Origin of the sequence: Photobacterium sp. Alg240-V54, assembly GCF_900537155.1 — a bacterium.
Lineage (GTDB): Bacteria > Pseudomonadota > Gammaproteobacteria > Enterobacterales > Vibrionaceae > Photobacterium.
The window spans coordinates 709,674-732,953 of record NZ_UNRL01000002.1 but is presented as its reverse complement, the minus strand read 5'-3'; the positions used below and the strand labels follow the sequence as shown (position 1 = coordinate 732,953).

Below are 23,280 nucleotides of genomic sequence, written 5' to 3'. Positions count from 1 at the left end.
ATGAAAAATTCCATTCTTCTTTTTAAAAGCACTCAACCTTCGACATTAGAATCGATCCGAATATTACGCCAATCATTATCAAAAATCCTTGATCATCTTGATATCAAAGCAGATATCAAACAATATTGTCTACTATGTTGCTCTGAGTGGTGCACAAATATCATTCACCACTCAACCCCTTCCAGTAATGATATTACTGTGAGTTTGAGGAAATCTAAAAATAAATGGTTATTAGTTATCCAAGACTCAGGTGGTTCATGGAATCCTTTGACTCAACAGCCAGCCTTCAATGTTAATACAAATATATTAAGAGGTGGTGGCTATGGGCTTCACATCATCAATACGCTTGCTGATGAGACCTATTACCAATCATTACCGACACACAATATTTTTACTATTGTTTGGGAACGTGACACCCACCGTATAAAACCTCATATATTATTGGTTGAAGACCAAAAATCACAAAGAGAACTGTTTCATTCCTATATAAAAGATATATTTACAGTCAGCTTAGTAAATAATGGCAAACAAGCATTAGCCTTTTTAAAAAATGAGACTGTTGACTTAATCATTTCTGATATTCAAATGCCAGAAATGAATGGTATAGAATTGCGTCAGCAGCTAGAAAAAATAAAAAATTTTTCAATACCTTTTATTTTTTTATCTCATTCAGAAGATGAAAATGTACTTAATGATGCCGTAAATTTGGGCATTGATGACTATTTAAAAAAACCCATACAGAAAGAACAATTACTTAATTCAATACACCGAGTATTAGCGCGTTTCAATCAGGTTTTCCATGCAATATCACAACAGGTTAATCAAAAAATCACCAATACTTTACTGCCTCAAATTAGTTTAAATTCAAAATATTGGCGGCTTTCCTTTCAGCAACGTAATACAGGCCGTGGAGGTGGTGATTTTGTATTATCAACCCGCAATAACGGCGTCACACAATTACTCATTGCTGATGTAATGGGCCATGATGAAAGTGCAAAATTCTTTTCTTATGCTTACGCTGGTTATATTAGAGGATTAATGCAAAATACTAATCTTACCCAACCAGCACAATTACTCACTAAATTATCCAATAATGCCTATAAAGATAAATTATTGTCACAAACAATGCTAACTGGTTGCTGCCTTAGTTTTCTTAATTCAAATACAATTACATTAAGCTGTGCTGGGCACCCTTACCCAATGCATATTCATCATAAAACTCTTTATCCAATTAAGGTTGAAGGTACATTACCAGGATTATTACCCCACACTGAATATGAAAGTTCGTCTATTACTTTCAAAAAAAATGAACGGCTAGTGTTAGTAACTGATGGCTTATTTGAATCAGGTAATACTATTACCGAACGTGAAACATTAGAACGAGCAATAAAAAAACATTTGATTATGACAGCTAATTTGCCCCTTAATGTTGCACTCGATAAGATAATGCACGTTTTTGACTCTTTAGCTGGTATTCCACCGAATGATGATGCGTTATTATTAATCATTGAAAAAAAATAACTGCCTATATTGATATTTAAAAAGTATTTTATTCTATACCTTTCATTTAGACTCAACCTCGACTAGAACAGCATTAGATCAGTGCATTATCGTATTAGTAACCAAGCATTTTAAAAACAGCTATAATAAATAATACGGTGAGTATTAGTATATTATTGTGTTCTTAAATCATCATTAATGATCCATTTTAGCATTTTACTACCGATAATATTTTGTCGCTAATCGTACAAATTAGGATAAAAATAACACTAAAATTAACAATAAATAAAAATTAGTCGTTAAATTTCTCGATAAACAGGATGTTATTATGCTACAGAAAGTACTGTTAGTAGAAGACTCAACATCATTAGCGATTCTTTATAAGCAATATGTAAAAGATGAACCTTACGAATTCTTTCATGTTACGACAGGTGAAGATGCTAAAAATTTTATTGTCAAAAATCCACCACAACTGATCATTTTAGACCTCAAACTTCCTGATATATCAGGTGCAGAGATCTTACAATGGATTCGCGAGCAAAAGATTCCAACAGCAGTGATCATTGCAACCGCTCACGGCACGATTGATATCGCTGTCACGCTTATTCAAAGTGGTGCTAACGATTTTTTAGAAAAACCCATTCAAGCAGACCGGCTTAAAACCTCAATTAAAAACCATTTGGCGCACAACAAACTTGAAGGGTTAGTCGAAGATATTCAAAATGACTTTAATCGTAATAAATATCAAGGATTTATAGGTTCTAGTTTACCAATGCAGGCTGTCTATAAAATAATTGATGCCGTTGCACCGACTAACGCCAGTGTTTTTATTTCAGGAGAAAGTGGTACCGGTAAAGAAGTCTGCGCAGAAGCCATTCATTATAAAAGTCAGCGTTATAATAAGCCATTTATCGCGATTAACTGTGGCGCGATCCCTCGTGATTTAATGGAAAGTGAAATTTTTGGCCACTTAAAAGGGGCTTTCACTGGCGCAACAACAGATCGAAAAGGCGCTGCCATGCTGGCAAACGGAGGCACACTTTTTTTAGACGAATTGTGTGAAATGGAATTAGATATGCAAAAAAAATTACTCCGTTTTCTGCAAACTGGACGCTTTACGCCGCTTGGTGGCAGTAAAGAAATCTCAACAGATATTCGCATAATTTGTGCAACCAATCGTGATCCGCTAATTGAACTTAACGAAAAACGGTTTCGTGAAGATCTCTATTATCGTGTCAATGTGGTTCCGATTCAAATGCCACCACTACGTGATAGAGGGACTGATATTCTTGATATCGCCCGTTACTTTTTAAAGAAATTTGCAAAACAAGATCATAAAAAATTCACTGAGATCAAACGTAATGTCGAATTAAAGCTTTGCCATTATTCTTGGCCTGGTAATGTTCGTCAATTACAAAATATTATCCGTAATATTGTCGTGCTTCACAATGATACCCATATCCTAATGGAATACCTTCCTGAGCCACTCAATAGCTTTAAAGCTGCTATTAAAAACACCGAAAATCAACATCTAAAAACAAACAATATTACACCTATCAAGCCGATTACAAAAACAGAACTACCATTGCCAACAACATCTGCCACTAACGCCGATGATAAAAAAACAATTAACACTCATCTTATTCGACCAATGGCAGATATTGAACGTGAAGCCATTGAAAATGCGATTGATTATTGCGAAGGAAATGTACTAAATGCTGCAGTCCTACTTGAGTTAAGCCCATCGACGTTATATAGAAAAAAACAAGTTTGGGATACTTATGAAGAGTCAGATTAAGCCTATGCGTATTTGGCTAGTGATTGATAGTAAAGATGCTGGGGGAATTGAATCGCATATTCTACAACTGGCTAAAGGTCTAAGACAACTGCTGCATGAGGTTACAATCATTTTTTTATGCCGTTATCACAAACAACACCCTTTGATCTCTTTATGTGACCAGAACTATATCAATTATCAGTTTTTATCAGGTTCAATAGGCTCATTATTGCAACATACCTTAAAAAATCACCCTGCTGTTATTCATTCTCATGGCTATAAAGCCGCTATTTATTGTCGTTTAATACGGTTATGCCTGTTACTTTCTTCTGTTCAAATACGATTTATTAATACCTTTCATGCTGGCGAGATCCCCACTGGGAAAGTGAGATTATATGATGCAATTGATCGCTGGAGTGCTTGTCTAAATCACGTCAATTTAGTGGTAAGTGATGCTATAAAACACCGTATCCCGTTTAAAACAGAGCTCATTAATAACTTTATTGATACCGATGCACTAACCCTTTCTCATGGTAAACAAATCGCTTTTGTTGGCCGTTTAAGTAATGAAAAAGCCCCAGATCGATTTGTCGAACTTGCTCGGCGCTTACCGCAATTTAGTTTTCATATTTATGGTGATGGCCCTTTAGCCTCGATATTGCGTCAACAAGCACCAACAAACTTACGATTTCATGGTCAACAACAATCAATGGATCCTATATGGCAAGATATTGGTTTATTAGTTATTTGTTCTCGTTATGAAGGCTTACCCATGGTTGCTCTTGAGGCTATGGGACGTGGTATTCCAATTATTTCTACCCCTGTTGGTAATATCCACCAGCTTATTCAATCTAATATAAATGGTTGGATCATTGAACCATCTCAACTCGTTGCTGCTATTACTCACTGGTCTCAACTAAGCCAATCGCATCGAAAACAAATACAACAAATGGCTCGACGTATGATTAAACAGCATTACTCAACCCATGTTGTCATACCGCGTTTACTATCATTTTATAATCACTAATTTTATTCTCAATTTAAGAATAAGGAATAAAGTCACCGACATTAATAAAAAACACTATAATTTCAATATGCTACAACATAAAATATTGGCATTCCTTTTGCTTGATTTATATTCATATTTTAGTGAATTTATATCAATATACGAGAGGATCTCATGACTGACGATCACCACATCTTTGTTTTTGACCCTATTTGCTATGCTGGCGGTTCTAAATTCGCTACTCGTGAAGTGTTAAAGCTTATTAACTCACGTAAAAATCGCTTAACCATCTTAACCTCAGATCCTCAATCGTGGCCAATAGCACAAGCCAATATAATATCGTTATCTTACCCATCATGGCTGTCTATTAGCGACGTCGGCAAAGGCTATTGGTTAAGGCAGATCTATTTTTGTTGGTGGATTTTATATAGCCGCTATCTCTATGGTTCAATACAGGTTGCCGTTGGTGCATCTTGCCCTGGTAACGATATGCCAATTTACTTATTAAAATGGTTGCTAAGATACAAAATTGCCCAATTCATTCACGGTAATATTAGTATTTCACGTTCATGTGGTTTGTGCTTATATCAAGCTGACAATGTATTTTATTTGCACAGTGCTTACGCTTCAATTAACGCAGTAATACAACATCGGTGGCGCAAGCTGAAACCCAATATTCGCGATCAAAAATGCCAGCAATTACTATCATCAAGTCATTTTTTACCCTTTATAAATGGCATCGCAAAAAAACAATCGCCCATGTTGTGTCAATACCATACACCAACATTATTTTGGGCTGCTTCATTATTGAAGTGGAAAGGACTTGATTTGTTACTAGAGGTCATAAAAGAAACGCCTGTAAATCACCGTTTACCTGCAAATATCTGCTACCTTGTACCTCAAAACACCACACTACCGATTACAGTTGCTCCCCAAGCGATTGAATCGATCCATTGGCACCAGCAACCTGAGTCAATCGATAATATTCGTGCACAAAGTAATATATTCATTTCAACCAGTGACAAAGAACCTTTTGGACTATCGATTCTAGAAGCATTATTTGCTGGTATGTGTGTCATTATTCCCAAAGATGGTGCTTTTTGGGATACCCAATTAACACACCAAAAAAACTGTTTAAAATATATTCCTCATGATAGTCAATCGCTACAACAGCAAATAAATTATATCAGCCATTCGCCTCACCAACTTGCGGTTTTAGGCTCTGAAGCCGCGTTGTTGTCACAAGATTATCAAGCAGAAAAATGTTATGCCGATATTGTCTCTATCCTTTGTCAACACACTTCAAGAACGACATAAGTTACCAATATGCATATATGGCCTTTATCGACGCCACTCAAAAATATCGTCCTTTATGGTACTAGTATTGTACTTATGAAAGGGGTGTCACTTATTATGCTACCTTATATTGCGACTCATTTACCACAATCTGAATTAGGCCGTTTAGAGACTCTTACTACCATTGCCGTTATTATCAGCATTATTTTTGGCTTATCTTTACATGAAGCATTATATCGTTTTTCTGGTACAGCTAAAAAAATTCAGCAACATCAAATTACCGCAGATATCTTTATTATTAGCATCATAATTGCTGCAATAGCTTTACCTATTATTTGGATAATATGCCCTCTATTAAGTCAACTTAACCAATTACAAACCTCATCATTAGAACTTAAACTATTATTGCTACCACTTGCCTTTGAAGCCGTCGTCATGGTTGTTTTATCAGCATTAAGAATGCAGGAAAAGGCAGGAATTTTTTTTTATATCACTACCGGCAGAGCCCTACTCCATGCGTTGCTAACGATGATCGTTCTGCATTATGGTTTTGGTGTACAAGCTGTTCTTTTAGCCGGATTTATTAGCGCAATTTTACAAACTTTAGTGATCATCTGCTTACAATATCAGGCAAATAAAAAAGCGGAGGTTAATTATCACGTTAGTTTTTATGTGACCAAAAAATATTTGTCTTATTGTTTACCATTGATGTTCAGCGGCTTAATTATATTTGGTCTCAATGGCTTAGAGCGCTGGTTATTAGTCTATTATGTTTCATTCAATGAAATTGCACTGTACGCCGTTGCTTTTAAATTTGCTTTAATTTTAGTGCTCTTAATGCAACCCTTTGGCATGTGGTGGATGCCAAAACGATTTCAATATTTATCCAATAATGGCATAAAGGTAACCACTCAAATCACTCACATCAGTATTGTCTTACTCTGTAGTCTAACAATCTGCGTATGCTTTTTTTCACCTTATTTTATTGATATGTTCATGCCCGATAACTACCACTCAGCAAAAGATCTGGTTGTTATTTTAGTGATCATCTTTGCGATTAGAGAGCTTAATGAGTTGATTAATATGGGGGCGTTAATAAAAAAAGAAACAAAAAAATTATTGATAATTAATAGTATTGCGACGGTCATTGGAGTGGTACTCATTATTATGTTAACACCAATATATAAAATTAACGGTGTGCTTGGTGCATTAATGATTGCACAAAGTATTAGAACATTAACCACCTACTGGTTATCTCAACGGTGTTTACACTTTCCTTTTGCAGTAAAAAGAATCACTGTTTTATTTACAATAACAATCCTCGCTATTGGATTAAGCCAACTGAAACAAACACTGATATTTTACTTATTAAGTGCTGTTTTATCGCTTTTAATTTTATTAAGCTACGCTTTTTTGAGTCAGTTAATTAGTTTTTCTAGTCTAAATAATTCAAAAAAACTAACAGGAGATAATGATGTTATCTAATCATACTCCACCTAAAGCACTACCATCATATTGGCTTATAACATTATTAGTTTCATTAATTATCGGAATAATATGGTATTTCCTACCTCACCCCGTTTTTATTATTGTCATTGGCATCATTCCGATAGCTGCATACTATAGTTTAAATAATCCATTTTTTATTGTATTACTATTTATTCTATTTTCATTTTTTCGACTACATGAAGTATTTCCTTTTTTGTATGATTTCAAAATCCCTAAATATTTATCGATAATTTCGTTGGCTGCATTTATATGGAAAATATTTATTCAACGTAATATTCAGCTTTTTTGGTGCCGTGAGTTTACATTAATTACCACATTTCTAATGATTATTATGATCGGGATTGTATTTGCTGTAGACCGCCCGCTCGCCTTTGAAAGCTTCAAAAATACCTATTGGAAAATCATTATCATGACATTTGCCATTGCGATTTTAATTCAAAGATCTCGACAATTGACGCTGACCTTACAAGCAATAATTTTCTCTGGAATGGTTGTCGCTATTACTGCTATTTATAATAGAATTGAAGGTATTGGGCTCGTTGAAGGCACACGTACAACAATCGGTCGAGATCTTGGTTCTATGCTTGGTGATCCAAATGATTTAGCATTAGTACTTATGTTTCCGATCTCTTTTTCAATTGCACTACTACTGACACCACAATTATCATGGTTGTATCGTTTATTAGGCCTTATCTCAACTATCTTGTTATTTATTGCAGTCATTATGACTCAAAGCCGTGGTGGACTGTTAGGGATCATCGCAGTATTTGGCATCTACGGTATGCAACGTGTTAAATCAAAACTGTTATTAGTTAGTTGTAGTGCCGTTATTGGTATTATGCTTTTTTCCCTTGCCGGTATAGCAGACAGAACCTCTGGTGGTAGTGCTGAAGCAGGAATTGATGCATCATCAATGGGGCGCTTATACGCATGGCAAGCTGCTTTTTATATGGCACTTGAACATCCTTTATCAGGGGTTGGCCTAAGTAATTTTTATCCTAATTACTTCTTTTTTAGTACTTACTGGGATGGAATTAATCATGCAGTTCACAGCACTTGGTTTTCTGTATTAGCAGAAACAGGTTTTATAGGCTTAGCTATTTTTATTAGCCTAATTGTTGTGCTGATTAAAAATATCAAACGTACCTTAGATAATTTAAAAACTCATAAAAATAAAGTTAACCCAATAATTTACGCTAGCGCGCAAGGTGTCTATGCTGGCCTTATTGGCACTATAGTATCAGGCACCTTTCTAACCCAAGGTTTTACCTGGCCAATTTATATTCTAGCGGCATTGGTTATTGCAATTAGCAACATATCAAAACAAGCATTATGCAAAATAAATAGTTAAATATTATTCTCAATTTGAGAAGCATGTAATCTTTTCAAATAACAACTTGATAATATTAAAAAAAATTTTGGCACAGTCTATGTAAGTATAAAGACAGCATATAAAGAAAGGCAGAGCGATGATGTATTTATTTTCTTTTGCTCAATGTAAAAAATGGCTTAAAAACAGTCAGCATCCATCTGCTATGGCTTTGATCCGCTTGTTCTCAATCATACGATGTTTTGAGTTACCTTTGCCTAAATGGTGTCAATCTACACTCTATTCTCTCCATCGAACTTTGACTTCATTATGGGGTTATTTCAGTCATTGCTTTTATTATCTTCCAGCCTTTAAAGGACGTTTACATCATTATGGTAAACGAACACTACTGGATAATGGCTTACCTTTTTTTAGTGGCCCGCTCGTTATGAGCATTGGCAATGATTGTCGAATATCTGGTAAAACAACGTTTTCAGGCCGTACTGATTCCATCAATCCGACACTCACCATTGGTGATAATGTTGATATAGGCTGGCAGACAACCATTGCTGTTGGCGACAAGATCATTATTGGTAATAACGTCCGCATTGCCAGTCAAGGCTTCCTTTGCGGCTATCCTGGGCATCCCATTGATCCTCATTTACGAGCACAAGGGTTAGCAGATCTACCACAACAAATTGGCTCAATTATTCTAGAAGATGATGTTTGGGTATGCACGCGAGTCAGTATTCTAGGCAATGTCACCATTGGGAGCAGGTCCATTATTGCCACAGGCAGCGTGGTTACACAAAGCTTTCCGCCTGATACCTTAATTGCAGGTAATCCTGCTAAAGCGATAAAAACACTCACCTTTCACTCATCATCAACACACAGTGAGGACACATCATGAAACATGATCTCATTGTTTTTGCAGAAGACTGGGGCCAATTACCATCAAGCACTCAACACTTGATTAAGCGCCTCACGCCCAATCGAAAAATCATCTGGGTAAATTCTATTGGCTTACGTAAGCCACAGTTTAGCTTGCATGATATAAAGCGCATATATAATAAACTCACCCAACCTAAAACAGTGTCGACATTTTCTACATCAACAGCACCGTTTCAAACCATTTCTCTAAAGACTATTCCGGCTCCTAAAACTAAATTTGCTCGCTGGATAGCTAAAAAACTTATTTGTTACCAATTAGCCCCTATTTTAAAACAAGCTCAGCTACATCAACCCATTTTATGGACATCATTACCAACAGTGGCTGATTTGTGTGGAGCGCTCGGTGAATATGCCGTTATATATTATTGTGGTGATGATTTTAATGCATTAACCGGAGTTGACCATGTGACTGTGAGCCAGCATGAAACAAAATTAGTCTCGAAAGCTAACCTTGTGCTTGCTGCTAGTATGGCGTTATATAACAAGTTTCCTCAGCACAAAACCCGTTATTTGCCTCATGGTGTCGATTTTCAGCTATTTAACCATTCAGCTTCTCGTGCACATGATTTACCCAATAATAATCGTCCGACAGCTGGCTTTTATGGCAGTTTGTCGCACTGGCTCGACTATGATTTACTGAATAATATTATTGCTAATAACCCCGATTGGAATTTTGTTTTCATCGGAAAAAAGATGTTCAATAAATCACCTTTTTTTAATCATAGTAATCTTTATTTGCTAGGTGAAAAACCCCATAAAACGCTGCCGCAATATAGTCAGCATTGGCAAGTAAGCCTGTTACCTTTTATTGATAACGCCCAAATAAGATCTTGTAATCCTCTAAAACTATTAGAATATTTAGCAACAGGTACGCCAATAATCAGCACTCCGTTTACTGCCGTTATTCCTTATAAATCAGTTGTTAATCTTGCTCAAAACGCAACTGAATTTAGTATGAACTTACAATCAATAAAAACCGCTTGGTATAATACTCAAACAGCAGACACTATTGAAAAAAACAAACGTTTACAACAGATTGCATTAAGTAAACAACAAACATGGGATATAAAAGCACAGCAACTTGAACAATGGCTAAATCTACTATGATTTCATTAAGCCAGCGTTTTTTTATTATATTAACCTCAGTATGGCGACGACGCTATATGATAGTGATCCCTATTATTATCATGCCTTTTATTGGATTATTCATTGCTAAATTATCACCTAAACTTTATGAGTCGCATACCAGTATGCTGATTCAAGAAACAGCAAAGATGAACCCTTTTTTAGAAGATCTTGCCGTTTCAACAATGCTAAAAGAACGTCTGAGTGCATTACAAACCTTACTTCACAGTCGCCATATTTTGGGCCTAGTCGCGAAAGAAAGAGGTATTATTCATTCCTCTATGTCACCACAAGCTATTGATAACGCAATTGTTAAATTATCTAAAAGCCTTACTGTTAGAATGGCAGGTAAAGATCTTATCCGTATAGATTACCGTTCAGACAACCCTGAAAATATGAAAACAACATTAGAGACTGTCAGTTACTATTTCATCGAGCAATTATTAGCACCAGAACGATCTTCAATGACCGATTCGAGTAAGTTCTTGGCTGAGAATATTGAATTTAGACGTCAAGAACTTGATATCGCGGAAAATGAATTAGTCGATTTCAAAAATAAAGAAAACACGACGCATCCAGAAATGCAGATATCCAGTTTAGATCGTTTAGCAAAGCTCAAACAGCGATTATATGAACGTCAAGCAGAACTTGCTGGTGCAAAAAAGCGTTTAGGCTCGATAGACCTACAATTATCAAAAACCAACCCTGTCATCGGTAAGTTAGAAGAACAAATCATTACTATTCGAGCAGAACTGACATTATTACAGGCTAAATACACCTCGAAACATAGCCAGATTCAAGGCCGATTACGTAATTTAAAGCGCTTACAAAAAGAGCGTGCACGACTACTATCACAAAAACCTGCAGGTTTAAGTACAGAACAACTGTGGGATATTGCCAGTAGTAATAGTGTTAACGATATATCGAAATCACCACCTATTTTATTATCTCAACTTGAAGAATTACAAGAAGCCACAGCAAAAGTTGATTCCTTAGAGGAAGAAACACGAGTATTAAAAATCATCATTTCTGAAATAGAAATTAAAGTCGCCAGTTTTAGTCAAAACGAGAAACAACTCGCACAATTACAACGAGACTTAGCCTCAAAACGAGAATTATATAATGATCTTATCAACCGTTTCGAAATGGCAAAATTAACACGATCATTAGGTGTATTTGAGCAAGAAAAACGTATTAAGGTTATCGACCGCCCTTACACACCTACAAGCCCATCAAACTTACCGTCTTACTTTTTTGCCATTGCTGGCCTTCTTGGAGGAATTGGTTTAGGGGCTGGATTAGCTTTTTTAGCTGAAATTTGTGACACCAGTATTCGTCGTAAAGATCAAATAGCAATGTTGAGTACTGTTCCTATATTAAGCCGTATACCAAAACAACCACCCACCACAAACAACAGCCAATAATTTCTCTGCCTTGTATTCAATTTGCTATTAATAGATTCCTATTATATTCATTCTCATTCTCATTCTCATTCTGACAATTCTATTCTAAATAAAATAACACATTGAATAAATTACATTTTTTAATGGCACAATCCCTGCATTGTTATCAATGAATCATAAGGAGTGTGTAATGAAAACCATTATTCATGTTGTACAACATTTATCTCCAGGTGGATTAGAAACAATGGTATTAAATATGCTGTCGTTTAGTGATCCTCACTATCGTGTTTTTATTTGCAGCATGGAAGGTACTTCCCAACATATTGTCGCGAGTTGGCGTCAATTACTCCCATTTAAACATCAAATTATTGGCTTGAACAAACCACAAGGCATATCATTATCAACCATTAAAAAGCTAGGTGCTGTTTTTAAAAACTATCAGGCAGATATTGTTCACTCACACCACATTGGTCCTTTACTCTATGCTAGCTGCGCACTTCAACGTCATCAGCACCTAATAAAGCATATTCATACCGAACATGATGCTTGGCACTTAAATAGCTATAAGCACCGCTTTATACATTATATTGCGTTGCTGTTATCCAACCCAACAGTCGTCGCTGATGCCGATTTTGTTCGTCAAAAAATACGTAATATATTTAAAAGCTATCCCATTTATACAATAAAAAATGGTATCAATCCGTCTCGGTTCACCGTCGGCAATAAGCTCCATGCTCGTGATAAACTAGCGCTAGCACTGCCTACAGGTAGTATTGTTATTGGCAATGCTGCCCGCCTAGAAACCGTTAAAGGTCAACGCCATTTAATCGAAGCTTTACAATTATTACCCTCAAGTTTTCATTTATTACTTGCAGGCTCAGGCTCAACGCGCTCTGAGTTACAACAATTAGTACACCAGTATAAACTTGAGCATCGTGTCCACTTTCTCGGTCATGTTGATGATATGCCAACGTTTTATCAAGCGCTTGATCTGTTTTGCTTACCCTCTAATAACGAAGGTTTTCCGCTTTCAACTCTTGAAGCTCAAGCCTGTGGTATTCCTTGTATTGCTAATAATGTTGGCGGGGTCAGTGAAACACTCAGTGCTGATAGCCTATTAGTTAATGATAATACTGCTGTCACGCTATCTAACGCTATTCAATCGATTCAATATCATGGTGTTCGTCATGATGCCCGTAACTTCATTCTTAAACATAACCATGCTCAAACAATGACCAAAGCTTATGAACAACTTTATTTCTCAGGAGAAAATATATGACCACCTTTCTCTATATAATGACATCGGTTAGTATCATTGCTGTCATTTATCACCATGCGCTGTATCCAATATTATTAAGTTGGTTTGCTAAACGTCATCCACAAAAACCGTTAGCGCCGACTCCAAGAAAATTTTCAAAAAGCAGTCAAGATTGTACATTACCCACTGTGACCATCATTATTCCAGCCTATAACGAAGCCCAGTGGATTGCTGAAAAAATACGAAATATCTCTTATCTTGATTATCCAACCGACAAGCTAAAAGTAATTATTGTTTGTGATGGCTGTAGCGATAATACGGTCGAAATTGCCAACAATACTATTCAAGAAGCTTTATGCTCTGATACCCATATTGAAATTTTTCCGCAGCTAAAAAATCAAGGCAAAGTCGCTGTTCTCAATCAATTTATACCACAATACGATAGCGATATAATTGCACTGAGTGATGTTTCTGCATTAATTTCCTATGATGCTTTATTAATCGCAGCTAAACACTTTGAAAACAGCGAGATAGGAGTAGTTAACGCAACTTATCGCTTGTTGACACCAAGTTCTGTCGGTGAAAGACAATATTGGGATTATCAGACTAAAATTAAACAACAAGAAGCGACTCTTGGCGATAGTTTAGGTGCTCACGGTGCATTTTATCTCTTTAGAAGTACGCTGTTTGTACCTTTAGATAAAGATACGATTAACGATGATTTCATTTTACCGATGAGCATTGTCGAGCAAGGTCACCATGCTATTTATGATCCAACCATTTGCGCAGTAGAGCTTGATTATGTCGACCGCCGAGATGATTTTTCTCGACGTTTACGTATTTCAGCCGGAAATTTTCAACAACTTGTACGTTTATTTGGTTTATTTAATCCTAAATATAAAGGTACCGCTTTTACATTTCTGTCAGGTAAAGGACTGCGGATTACCATGCCTTATTTTATGCTAATGGCATACATTGGATCATGGCTTTTAATCAGCTCGCCGTTGTTTCTTGTCGCTTTCATTTGCCAAACATTAGGCTATATTATGAGCATACTTGGCATCATTCTTCCTCGTCTATTTTCACATAAAATTTTCCATGTATTGGCCTATCTTGTTGCTGGGCATACAGCGAATTTTATAGGCGGAATAAATTATATTTTCCGAAAATTAACAGGGCCATTAAATCGTGTGCATAAATAATATCAAAATGACAATTTTCGGTTCCTCTTGCAAAACAAAAACCATCCACATTGATCGATCAATAATGATCGCTAAGCGAGTGTTTGATCTTTGCTTAACATTGGTGATGTTAGTTATTGTATTGCCTTTTTTTCCTTTAATCGCTGCAGCCATTAAGCTGAACTCCAAAGGTGATGTTTTTTATCGTCAGTTGCGGGTAGGTAAAGCAACAGCGGATAAAATTCACATTTTTGAAATGATAAAATTCAGAAGCATGCAACAAGACGCAGAAGATCACACCGGAGCTATTCTTGCGAGTAAAGAAGATCAACGTGTCACCGCAGTCGGACGTTTCTTACGCCGCACCCGTATTGATGAATTACCGCAGCTGTTTAATGTCTTACTTGGTGATATGTCGTTAGTTGGCCCGCGTCCAGAACGGCCTTCTTTTTACCAACAACTAGAGTGTGAAATTCCTTATTTTAGCGAACGAACTTATGGTGTTTTACCCGGAATCACTGGTTTAGCCCAAATAAATCAAGGCTATGACACCTGTATTGATGATGTACGCTCCAAAGTCGGCTTTGATCATAGCTATGCGTTATCACTTAACTCACTCTCAAGTTGGATAAAAACAGATGTCTATATTCTCTTGGTCACAGTAAAAGTGGTAATCTCTAGTCAAGGACAATAACGATAATAAGAATATGTAACAACCCGTAACATAACCTCGTTCAATAGACTTTTTTCCGTATAATCACGCTATCTTTCCTTACTCTGTGGATAATGCATTGGAACTATTGGCTATCGATTTTTTAGGTAAGCCGCTGCGACTTGAAGGCTCAATGGCTGGATGGCAACAATTATTTTGGGACAATACACTTGTTTCTCAAATTGCAGCAGCACCAACCGATACAGATCAATTTATACATCAATTTGAACTGTCAAATAATGAGCAAACCATTCAGTGCCAACTTCATGGCAGCTTAAGTTGGCAGCCGTTTTTAATTCAATATCAAGCCAGCGCCGATCAACAAGTCATAGTGCAAGGTGAAAGAAATAATAAAGATATTGAACGCCAGCAACCACAACAGCCGATCAAAGCAGAAAAGAGATTCAGTTTAATTGGGCTGGTTTCTTTAGGGATGAAAGCCCTTAAAAGCGCCAAATTAATTAAAGTTGTATTAGCGTCAGCAAGTTTAGCCGCTTATTCATGGCTGTTTTCAATTCAATTTGCATTAGCACTACTGGCCTGTTTAGTGTTTCATGAATATGGTCATATTCGTGCTATGAAATATTTTGGCATGAAAACCAAAGGCATTTACTTAATTCCCTTTTTGGGTGGATTAGCATTAAGTGATGAGAAAATTAACACTCGCTGGCAAGATGTGGTGATTTCAATTATGGGGCCAGCATTTGGATTGATCATGTCGCTAGCCAGCATGATTGCCTACTGGATCACAGGTGAAATGTTTTTTGCTGGTTTAGCGGTTTTTAACGCGCTACTTAACTTATTTAATTTATTGCCAATTCTGCCTCTCGATGGTGGTCATGTTCTAAAAAGCATTAGTTTTTCAATGAACAGTAAAATTGGCATTATTGCTTGTGCGTTAGCGGCAGTTGCTGGCGTCATTTTAAGCTATCGCTTAGGGCTAACGTTATTTGGTTTTCTACTGATTATGGGTAGCTTAGAAATTATCTTTGAATGGCGACAACGTCATCAAAGTCATCTATTACCTTTAGATCGCTATGGTCAGATTTTCTCTACGGTATGGTATATCAGTCTAGTCGCTGCTTTTGTTGGAATTATTGCGTATTTTGCAAGCCTTGGTGATAGTTTACTTAGCCTACCGCTACAAATACTGGGCACTTAACAAACCGTAAAATTAAGATGTGAAAAAGCCAGCACTCATTGAACGATATAAACTACGTTCATCTGTCATGCTGGCTTTTTATTACGATTACAGTCTGGGGTTAACCATAACGGTATTATTTTTTATTCGCCATCATCGCTTTAAGATCTGCAAAGGGGTTAAATGTCGCCGCTTGGTGATCATCCTCACCTGCACGAATCACACTGCCTTGACCATTATCAGCATCAGTGTATTTCTCGTGTTCATGATCATGACAAAATAAACACAATAATTCCCAGTTGCTGCCATCTTGAGGGTTATTAGTATGGTCGTGATCAACATGGTGAACAGTTAACTCACGTAAGTTTGAATAAACAAACTCACGGGAACAACGACCACACACCCAAGGATAAATTTTTAATGCTTTTTCACGATAGCCCGCTTCTTGACGAGCATAAGCGGCACTGCTGCCAGTATAATCAGACGACATATTTTGACCTATTAATATAAATACCAAACAACAAACACAAGGCTGATGTCATTAGTTATGGCGCATATTACCGCCATAAATTCGATTCAACCACCTTAAAATAACAGTTTTCAGTTAAAGATTATTAAAAATCATTGATAGCCGTCATTTATTATTTAAGCCTGTTTTAATACAAACAGTTAGCTTGAAATAAATTTTATCATCCCCATTTATTGACTAAATTATTTTTGAACATAATCGAAACGACTAAACTGAGTACAACTTAACGTAATCACTTGCATGGAATTTAAGCAAAATCAGCCTTTATTAACGAATATCGGTTATAAAACACCGTTTAATTAGCCATTTTTTAATAGGTCTATGCTACTATTCCAGCAATTATTTAAAGCTGATTCTAACAAGATGTTAAATGAATCGCCCTTTTCACCGCAAAGAGTAAACAAATATGGCTTTTGATTTTTCTAAGATACACGTTGATTTGTCGGCTGTGCCAACTACTATCGACATGGGTCACGCATGTTTAGGCGCTTTAGTTTTGATTTTATTGGTCATGTATTTCGCGAAGAAAGGCAAGCCAGTAACAGTCGAAAAGATTGTCGAAAAAGAAATCGAAGTAGAAAAGATTGTCGAGGTTGAAAAACCGGTCGAAATCGTTGTTGAAAAGATTATCGAAAAACCTGTTGAGAAAATTGTTGAAGTAGAAAAAATTGTTGAGAAAATCGTTGAAATAGAAGTTGAACCTAAACTCAAAACATCAACGCCAGATTCAGCACTCCAACTACTGTCACTTTTACAACAAGACGCGCGCTTTATTGATTTCATGCAAGAAGATCTTAAAGGCTTTGCAGATGCTGATATTGGCGCTGCTGCTCGTGTTATTCATGAAGGCGGTCAGAAAGTACTTAATGAATACTTTAGCTTTGCACCAGTACGTGCTGAAGATGAAGAATCACGTATTACCCTACCCCAAGGGTTTAATGCGTCTGAAGTACGCCTAACGGGTAACGTCGTCGGCGAAGCGCCATTTAATGGCACTCTGATCCATCGCGGTTGGAAAGTGACAAATGTTAAATTGCCTAAATTGGCAGAAGGCCATGATGTACATATCATCGCAGCCGCTGAGGTAGAATTATAATGCAAGATACACAACAACATCGTTACAGCGTCGGTATTGACTTAGGCACAACACACTGTGTGCTTTCTTATGTCGATCTTGAAAGTGAAAACGCTGATGTCACTGTAATGACGATTCCACAATTAACTACTCCTGGTAATGTGGAAGACAAGAATCAATTACCTTCGTTCATGTACCAAGCTCACGAATCAGAGCTAGCTGAAGGCGATACTGCACTTCCTTGGAATGCAAAGCCTAATGCTATTGTTGGTGCAATGGCACGAAACCTTGGTAGTAAGACCCCGATCCGTCTTATTTCAAGTGCAAAAAGTTGGCTATGTCATGGTGGTGTTAACCGTCGTGATGCATTTTTGCCACTTAATAGTCCAGAAGAAGTGGTAAAAGTATCACCACTTGAAGCGACACAGAAATACCTTGAGCACATGGCTGATGCATGGAACTTCCAACATCCAGAAACGCCAATTAGTGATCAAGATGTCACCATTACTGTACCAGCATCTTTCGATCCTGCTGCACGTGAATTAACCGCAGAAGCGGCACGTAACGTTGGCTTTAAACACTTAACTTTGCTTGAAGAACCACAAGCCGCCGTTTATAGCTGGATCAAGAATAATGACGATAACTGGCGTGACCAAGTTGCTGTTGGCGATATAATTTTAGTGGTTGATATCGGTGGTGGTACGACGGATTTATCATTAGTTGCGGTTACTGAAGAAGACGGCAACTTAACGCTTAACCGTGTTGCTGTTGGCGATCACATCCTTCTGGGTGGTGATAACATGGATCTTGCTCTTGCTTATCGTTTAAAGATGAAGCTAGCGCAAGAAGGCAAGCAATTACAGCCATGGCAAGTGTTGGCGATCACGCATGCTTGTCGTGATGCGAAAGAAGCGCTGCTTAACGATGCTGAATTACAATCGATGCCAATTGTGGTTCCAAGCCGCGGCTCTAAGCTTCTTGGCGGTACGCTACAAACAGAACTGACCCAAGAAGAAGTGCAGCAAACATTGGTTGAAGGTTTCTTCCCACAATCAACCATTGAAGAGTTACCAGTACAAACAGCGCGTGGTGCATTAACCCAAATGGGTCTACCTTATGCACAAGATGCTGCGGTATCACGCCATGTTGCTGGTTTCTTAAGCCGTCAAAGCCAAGCTGTAGAAGAACTATTTGCACAATATGAACAACAGCATGAAGGCTTTATTCGCCCTACTGCTATTTTGTTTAACGGTGGTGTACTTAAATCATCATTATTATCAGAGCGTCTACTATCAACCATCAATAGCTGGTTAACGACTGCGGGCTCTGCTGAAGCGAAGTTACTTTCAGGTCTTGATCTTGATCTTGCTGTCGCAAGTGGCGCGTCATACTATGGCTTTGTTCGCCGTGGTAAAGGTGTACGTATTCGTGGTGGTATTGCAAGCAGCTACTACGTGGGTATTGAAAGTGCAATGCCTGCTATTCCTGGCATGGAACCACCACTAGAAGCACTTTGTGTGGCGCCTTTTGGTATGGAAGAAGGCAGCCAAGCCGATGTACCAAGTCAAGAATTTGGTTTAATCATTGGCCAGCCAGTGCAGTTTAAATTCTTTGGTTCAACCGTACGTCGTGACGATATAGCGGGTACTCACCTTGATTGGTGGCAACCAGAAGAAATGGAGGAGTTACCAACCATTCAAATGACACTGCCAGTTTCTGAAGGGCGTAGTGCTGGTGAGGTTGTTCCGGTTAAACTTGCCTCGCATGTCACTGAACTGGGTATGTTATGCCTTGAAGCCATTGCGACCGATAATGGTCAGAAGTGGCAAGTCGAATTTGACGTTCGCGAAGCGTAATAGCTTATACAGCGGCGCACTTTATAGTGCGCCGTTTATTTATCTGGCCAATGAAACATGTCAGCGGGCTATATTCTTCTAATTTTCACCCGTAAAAACTGACACATCAATCGTTTCCCATCAGGCTATTTTCTCATTGCAATTATTTTATGGAGTCAGCATGCCTTCATCTTCCCCTCGTTATCTTGTTGGTATTGATCTTGGTACTACCCACACTGTTGTCGCTTACAGTGAGATTACAGATACATTAGAAACAAGTCCGATGCATATTTTTGAAATTGATCAATTAATTGCACCGGGTGAAGTCGCACGTAAACCACTACTGCCCTCTTTCCGTTATCACCCAGCTGAAGGTGAAATGGACGCAACCCAATTGGTGTTACCTTGGAACACTGAACCTGTAAAAGGTGAAATTGCGAGTGTTATTATTGGTGAATTTGCACGTGAATTAGGTGCGAAAGTTGAAGGGCGCCAAGTTGTCAGTGCGAAAAGTTGGCTGTCGCATCAACATGTTGATCGTAATGAAGCTATTTTGCCGTGGTCATCAACAGCGTCAACATCTGATGTAAAAAAAGTTTCGCCGGTTATTGCTAGTGCTAGTTATCTTAACCATGTGCGTCAAGCGTGGGACTATCACCATAAAAATGACAAACTTGCTCAACAAGAAGTGGTGATCACTGTGCCTGCTTCTTTTGATGAATCAGCACGTGCATTAACATTAGAAGCAGCTGAACTGGCGGGATTAAAAAAAGTCTTGTTACTTGAAGAGCCGCAAGCCGTTTGTTACGACTGGTACGCTCAAAACCGCCAACAAGCCGATGAGTTATTAAAAGACATTCCATTATTAATGGTGTGCGATGTGGGTGGTGGTACAACCGATTTAAGTTTAATTAAAGTCGGTAGCGATCAAGGGAAATTAACTCTTGATCGTATCGGGGTTGGTGATCACTTAATGCTAGGTGGTGATAACCTCGATTTAGCATTAGCACACGTTGCCGAACAACGTTTGCATGGCGAATCAAAAAAGCTTAGCCCTGCTGCATTATCAAAGCTGATTCAGCAAACCCGTAAGGTAAAAGAAAAGTTATTATCAGGCAACGCACCAGACAACGCCAAAGTTACTATGCTCGGCAGTGGCTCGCGGTTGATTGGTGGTGCTAAAAGTATTGAGTTAAACCGTGAAGAAGTGCATAGCATCGCCCTTGATGGCTTTTTCCCTATTACTGAATTCACCGATCAACCTAATCAACGACAAGCGGCTATGGTTGAGTTTGGACTCCCCTACGCGGCAGATCCTGCTATCAGTAAGCATGTCGCGCAGTTTATTGATCTGCATGATAATGTTTGTCGTGAAGCGTTTAATGATTTTAACCTCCACCACTCAGACTCAATCATTATTAATGACGATCAACCGGCGATCCCTGTTGCGGTATTACTCAATGGTGGTGTTTTTAACAGCCCGCTACTGTCAGCACGTACGTTAGATATTATTTCTCGCTGGCGCGGTGCTCCCGTAACCGAACTTAAAAATCTACACCCTGATTTGGCTGTTGCATTTGGTGCTGTTGCTTATGCTAAAGCTCGTCATGGCGCACAGCTTAAAATTGGCGGAGGATCTGCCCGTTCATTCTTCTTAACTATTGGTGAAAATAAAGGTACTAAACAAGGTATTTGTTTATTACCTAAAGGAATTGAAGAAGGTATTGAAGTTACATTAACACACCGTAAATTTGCGCTAACACTGGGTGAGCCAGTACGATTTAATTTAGTTTCTTCTACTAATGATAAACATCATGATGTCGGTGAACTGATTGAAATCATTGGTGATGGTTATGTGAGTCTACCACCGTTTATTGCAACATTAGACAGTGAACGCGATCGTAGCGAATTAGCAGCCAACCAAAAAGATCGCGAAGAAGTCACCTTAGCCTGCCAATTAACAGAAGTTGGCACGCTACAAATTGAAGCGGTTAGTCTTAGTGATAATAATAAACGTTGGAAAGTTGAATTTGCTATTCGTAAAGATTTAGCTCGTTTAAACCGCAATAATGGCGATAGTACTCTGGCTGAAAGTGAGCTTCCCACTCGAATGCCCGATGCTATTGACGCTGTTAAAAAAGTCTTTGGTGGCAGTAAAAACACCGATAACAATAAAGCGGTTAAAACACTCCGTAATGATCTCGATAAGATATTAGGCAAACGCGATAATTGGGAAACACCGTGTTTACGTGAACTTGCCAATGCGCTACTTGAAAGTAAAAAGCGCCGTCGCCGTTCAGATCTTCATGAGCGTAATTGGTTAAAACTAGCAGGTTTTACCATGCGTCCTGGTTTTGGCTACCCTGCAGATGAATACCGCATGGAACAAATCTGGCAGTTGTATCAACACGGAATTCAATTTGATACCAACACCCAAACATGGTGTGACTGGTGGACATTCTGGCGCCGTGTTGCCGGAGGCTTAACCCAAGAGCAGCAACTACTTATCTATAAAGATGTTGCTAAATATATTACTCCTGGAGCAAGCCGCAACGCTAAACTCAACAAAGAACTCCAAGAGCGTAGCTATGAAGATATGGTTCGCTTAGCGGCCTCTTTAGAGCATTTACCATTTGATAAGAAGCTGCAACTCATTGAATGGCTTTTTGGACGTTTACAAAAAACCCAATATGCTCAAGCGCATTGGTGGGCAATCGGCCGTATTGCCACTCGTACGCCATTTTATGGCAATAACCATAACTTATTATCTGCAGAGCACGTCTCGTACTGCTTACCTGAACTGATGAGTTATGATTGGCGTAAGGAATCATATATTGGTTTTGCTGCAGTAATGATGACCCGCATGACTGGCGATCGTACATTAGATATCAACGATGAATTACGCCAACAAGTCATTAATAAATTAAAACAAAGTAAAGCACCAGAAAGCTGGATCGAGATGGTTTCTGAGGTCAAAGTATTGACAGAAGATGAAACTAAACGTGTCTTCGGTGATGCATTACCCAATGGATTACGTCTTATTGGTTAATTAAATTTAAGCTAACACGATTAAAGAGAGGTGACGGCCTCTCTTTATTTAATTTCATATTTTCAATCTAATATTTCTTATTTAAAAATAAAACCCAATTACTGGCTTAATGGTTTAAAAAAAGAGATGTAATCCTTAATTTTTCATTTTAAATTCTAAATTGAACCACAAATATAATTCTATTAATCTTCTGTTAAGGTTCACATTGCTATTGTCTTGCTAACAGCATTTGTTTACTTGTTATATATCTAACAGGTCGACCGTTTTTCAAGCATTGAGTGGACGAATTGGAACGCCATTATCCCACTCTCAAAAAACCAAATAGGCAAGACTATGACTAATACACAATATGATTTAATCGCACAACGTATCTTCAAATCAGAAAACCAGCGTGTTGCTGTAGCTGCTGTAGTGTTTGATGGTCTATCAAGCTATGAAGCTGAGAAGCGTTATGAGCTGCCAAAAGGCACTTTGTCTCGTAATGTTCGTAAATATAAAAACGAAGTACAATACATTGAGTCTGTTTCTGCAGCTTAATAATTAAATATATTATTTATAATTAAACCGATATACAGCATGTATATATGAAATAAAATAACCATGGTTTAATTAGAGGCATAATAA

The 23,280-nt window shown here is 37.8% G+C and carries 18 protein-coding genes; 17 read left to right on the top strand and 1 reads right to left on the bottom strand.

What is annotated here, in order from left to right; translation table 11 throughout:
* The 13 genes from G6R09_RS08810 to G6R09_RS08750 all read left to right on the top strand — a co-directional run bounded on the left by G6R09_RS08810 (position 1) and on the right by G6R09_RS08750 (position 16,189).
* Positions 1–1,521 (top strand): SpoIIE family protein phosphatase, encoded by a 1,521-nt coding sequence (locus G6R09_RS08810; protein ID WP_163921743.1) that lies wholly within the window; start codon positions 1–3, stop codon positions 1,519–1,521.
* A 307-nt stretch (positions 1,522–1,828) separates the two neighbouring features.
* Positions 1,829–3,298 carry a sigma-54 dependent transcriptional regulator gene (locus G6R09_RS08805; RefSeq protein ID WP_163921740.1) on the top strand — a complete coding sequence of 490 codons (1,470 nt, stop codon included), beginning with the start codon at positions 1,829–1,831 and terminating at the stop codon, positions 3,296–3,298.
* Complete coding sequence (locus G6R09_RS08800; protein ID WP_240345717.1) at positions 3,282–4,304, top strand: glycosyltransferase family 4 protein; 1,023 nt, start codon at positions 3,282–3,284, stop codon at positions 4,302–4,304. Before G6R09_RS08805 ends, G6R09_RS08800 begins: the two co-directional genes overlap by 17 nt.
* 153 nt (positions 4,305–4,457) lie before the next feature.
* Complete coding sequence (locus G6R09_RS08795) at positions 4,458–5,600, top strand: glycosyltransferase (RefSeq protein ID WP_163921737.1); 1,143 nt, start codon at positions 4,458–4,460, stop codon at positions 5,598–5,600.
* Positions 5,601–5,609: 9 nt separating this feature from the next.
* A complete protein-coding gene (locus G6R09_RS08790) occupies positions 5,610–7,064 on the top strand; it encodes a lipopolysaccharide biosynthesis protein (RefSeq protein WP_163921734.1) in 1,455 nt (484 codons plus the stop codon).
* The gene (locus tag G6R09_RS08785) at positions 7,054–8,439 is read left to right on the top strand and encodes an O-antigen ligase family protein (protein WP_163921911.1); all 1,386 of its coding nucleotides are present in this window, start codon (positions 7,054–7,056) and stop codon (positions 8,437–8,439) included. The genes G6R09_RS08790 and G6R09_RS08785 overlap by 11 nt, the downstream gene beginning before the upstream one ends.
* 121 nt (positions 8,440–8,560) lie before the next feature.
* On the top strand, positions 8,561–9,307 hold the full coding sequence (locus tag G6R09_RS08780; RefSeq protein ID WP_163921908.1) for an acyltransferase: 747 nt from the start codon (positions 8,561–8,563) through the stop codon (positions 9,305–9,307).
* Positions 9,304–10,455 (top strand): glycosyltransferase family 1 protein, encoded by a 1,152-nt coding sequence (locus G6R09_RS08775; protein WP_163921731.1) that lies wholly within the window; start codon positions 9,304–9,306, stop codon positions 10,453–10,455. Before G6R09_RS08780 ends, G6R09_RS08775 begins: the two co-directional genes overlap by 4 nt.
* A complete protein-coding gene (locus tag G6R09_RS08770; RefSeq protein WP_163921905.1) occupies positions 10,452–11,897 on the top strand; it encodes a chain-length determining protein in 1,446 nt (481 codons plus the stop codon). Before G6R09_RS08775 ends, G6R09_RS08770 begins: the two co-directional genes overlap by 4 nt.
* Before the next feature lie 169 nt (positions 11,898–12,066).
* Positions 12,067–13,155 carry a glycosyltransferase gene (locus G6R09_RS08765; protein ID WP_163921728.1) on the top strand — a complete coding sequence of 363 codons (1,089 nt, stop codon included), beginning with the start codon at positions 12,067–12,069 and terminating at the stop codon, positions 13,153–13,155.
* Positions 13,152–14,336 (top strand): glycosyltransferase family 2 protein, encoded by a 1,185-nt coding sequence (locus tag G6R09_RS08760; protein ID WP_163921725.1) that lies wholly within the window; start codon positions 13,152–13,154, stop codon positions 14,334–14,336. The genes G6R09_RS08765 and G6R09_RS08760 overlap by 4 nt, the downstream gene beginning before the upstream one ends.
* 64 nt (positions 14,337–14,400) lie before the next feature.
* Complete coding sequence (locus G6R09_RS08755) at positions 14,401–15,009, top strand: sugar transferase (RefSeq protein ID WP_240345715.1); 609 nt, start codon at positions 14,401–14,403, stop codon at positions 15,007–15,009.
* Between the two features lie 97 nt (positions 15,010–15,106).
* Positions 15,107–16,189, top strand: coding sequence for a site-2 protease family protein (locus G6R09_RS08750; protein ID WP_163921719.1), 1,083 nt, complete (start codon positions 15,107–15,109; stop codon positions 16,187–16,189).
* Between the two features lie 115 nt (positions 16,190–16,304).
* Here G6R09_RS08750 and G6R09_RS08745 read toward each other — a convergent pair whose 3' ends face one another.
* A complete protein-coding gene (locus tag G6R09_RS08745; protein ID WP_036795047.1) occupies positions 16,305–16,658 on the bottom strand; it encodes a YajD family HNH nuclease in 354 nt (117 codons plus the stop codon).
* Positions 16,659–17,124: 466 nt separating this feature from the next.
* Here G6R09_RS08745 and G6R09_RS08740 point away from each other — a divergent pair, with 466 nt between their 5' ends.
* The 4 genes from G6R09_RS08740 to G6R09_RS08725 all read left to right on the top strand — a co-directional run bounded on the left by G6R09_RS08740 (position 17,125) and on the right by G6R09_RS08725 (position 23,193).
* Positions 17,125–17,793, top strand: coding sequence for a DUF2760 domain-containing protein (locus tag G6R09_RS08740; protein ID WP_065166557.1), 669 nt, complete (start codon positions 17,125–17,127; stop codon positions 17,791–17,793).
* Positions 17,793–19,628: an Hsp70 family protein gene (locus G6R09_RS08735; RefSeq protein WP_107204462.1), complete on the top strand. Its 1,836-nt coding sequence runs from the start codon at positions 17,793–17,795 to the stop codon at positions 19,626–19,628. Before G6R09_RS08740 ends, G6R09_RS08735 begins: the two co-directional genes overlap by 1 nt.
* 160 nt (positions 19,629–19,788) lie before the next feature.
* Complete coding sequence (locus G6R09_RS08730; RefSeq protein ID WP_163921716.1) at positions 19,789–22,656, top strand: Hsp70 family protein; 2,868 nt, start codon at positions 19,789–19,791, stop codon at positions 22,654–22,656.
* A gap of 333 nt (positions 22,657–22,989) precedes the next feature.
* Entirely contained in the window at positions 22,990–23,193 is a 204-nt protein-coding gene (locus G6R09_RS08725) for a hypothetical protein (RefSeq protein WP_036795050.1), read from the top strand.
* Positions 23,194–23,280: the final 87 nt, after the last annotated feature.

What these genes read in the sequence shown, in the direction of transcription:
- G6R09_RS08810 (WP_163921743.1), top strand. Translation starts at nt 1, where the DNA reads ATGAAAAATTCCATTCTTCTTTTTAAAAGCACTCAACCTTCGACATTA.
- G6R09_RS08805 (WP_163921740.1), top strand. Translation starts at nt 1,829, where the DNA reads ATGCTACAGAAAGTACTGTTAGTAGAAGACTCAACATCATTAGCGATT.
- G6R09_RS08800 (WP_240345717.1), top strand. Translation starts at nt 3,282, where the DNA reads ATGAAGAGTCAGATTAAGCCTATGCGTATTTGGCTAGTGATTGATAGT.
- G6R09_RS08795 (WP_163921737.1), top strand. Translation starts at nt 4,458, where the DNA reads ATGACTGACGATCACCACATCTTTGTTTTTGACCCTATTTGCTATGCT.
- G6R09_RS08790 (WP_163921734.1), top strand. Translation starts at nt 5,610, where the DNA reads ATGCATATATGGCCTTTATCGACGCCACTCAAAAATATCGTCCTTTAT.
- G6R09_RS08785 (WP_163921911.1), top strand. Translation starts at nt 7,054, where the DNA reads ATGTTATCTAATCATACTCCACCTAAAGCACTACCATCATATTGGCTT.
- G6R09_RS08780 (WP_163921908.1), top strand. Translation starts at nt 8,561, where the DNA reads ATGTATTTATTTTCTTTTGCTCAATGTAAAAAATGGCTTAAAAACAGT.
- G6R09_RS08775 (WP_163921731.1), top strand. Translation starts at nt 9,304, where the DNA reads ATGAAACATGATCTCATTGTTTTTGCAGAAGACTGGGGCCAATTACCA.
- G6R09_RS08770 (WP_163921905.1), top strand. Translation starts at nt 10,452, where the DNA reads ATGATTTCATTAAGCCAGCGTTTTTTTATTATATTAACCTCAGTATGG.
- G6R09_RS08765 (WP_163921728.1), top strand. Translation starts at nt 12,067, where the DNA reads ATGAAAACCATTATTCATGTTGTACAACATTTATCTCCAGGTGGATTA.
- G6R09_RS08760 (WP_163921725.1), top strand. Translation starts at nt 13,152, where the DNA reads ATGACCACCTTTCTCTATATAATGACATCGGTTAGTATCATTGCTGTC.
- G6R09_RS08755 (WP_240345715.1), top strand. Translation starts at nt 14,401, where the DNA reads ATGATCGCTAAGCGAGTGTTTGATCTTTGCTTAACATTGGTGATGTTA.
- G6R09_RS08745 (WP_036795047.1), bottom strand. Translation starts at nt 16,658, where the DNA reads ATGTCGTCTGATTATACTGGCAGCAGTGCCGCTTATGCTCGTCAAGAA.
- G6R09_RS08735 (WP_107204462.1), top strand. Translation starts at nt 17,793, where the DNA reads ATGCAAGATACACAACAACATCGTTACAGCGTCGGTATTGACTTAGGC.
- G6R09_RS08730 (WP_163921716.1), top strand. Translation starts at nt 19,789, where the DNA reads ATGCCTTCATCTTCCCCTCGTTATCTTGTTGGTATTGATCTTGGTACT.
- G6R09_RS08725 (WP_036795050.1), top strand. Translation starts at nt 22,990, where the DNA reads ATGACTAATACACAATATGATTTAATCGCACAACGTATCTTCAAATCA.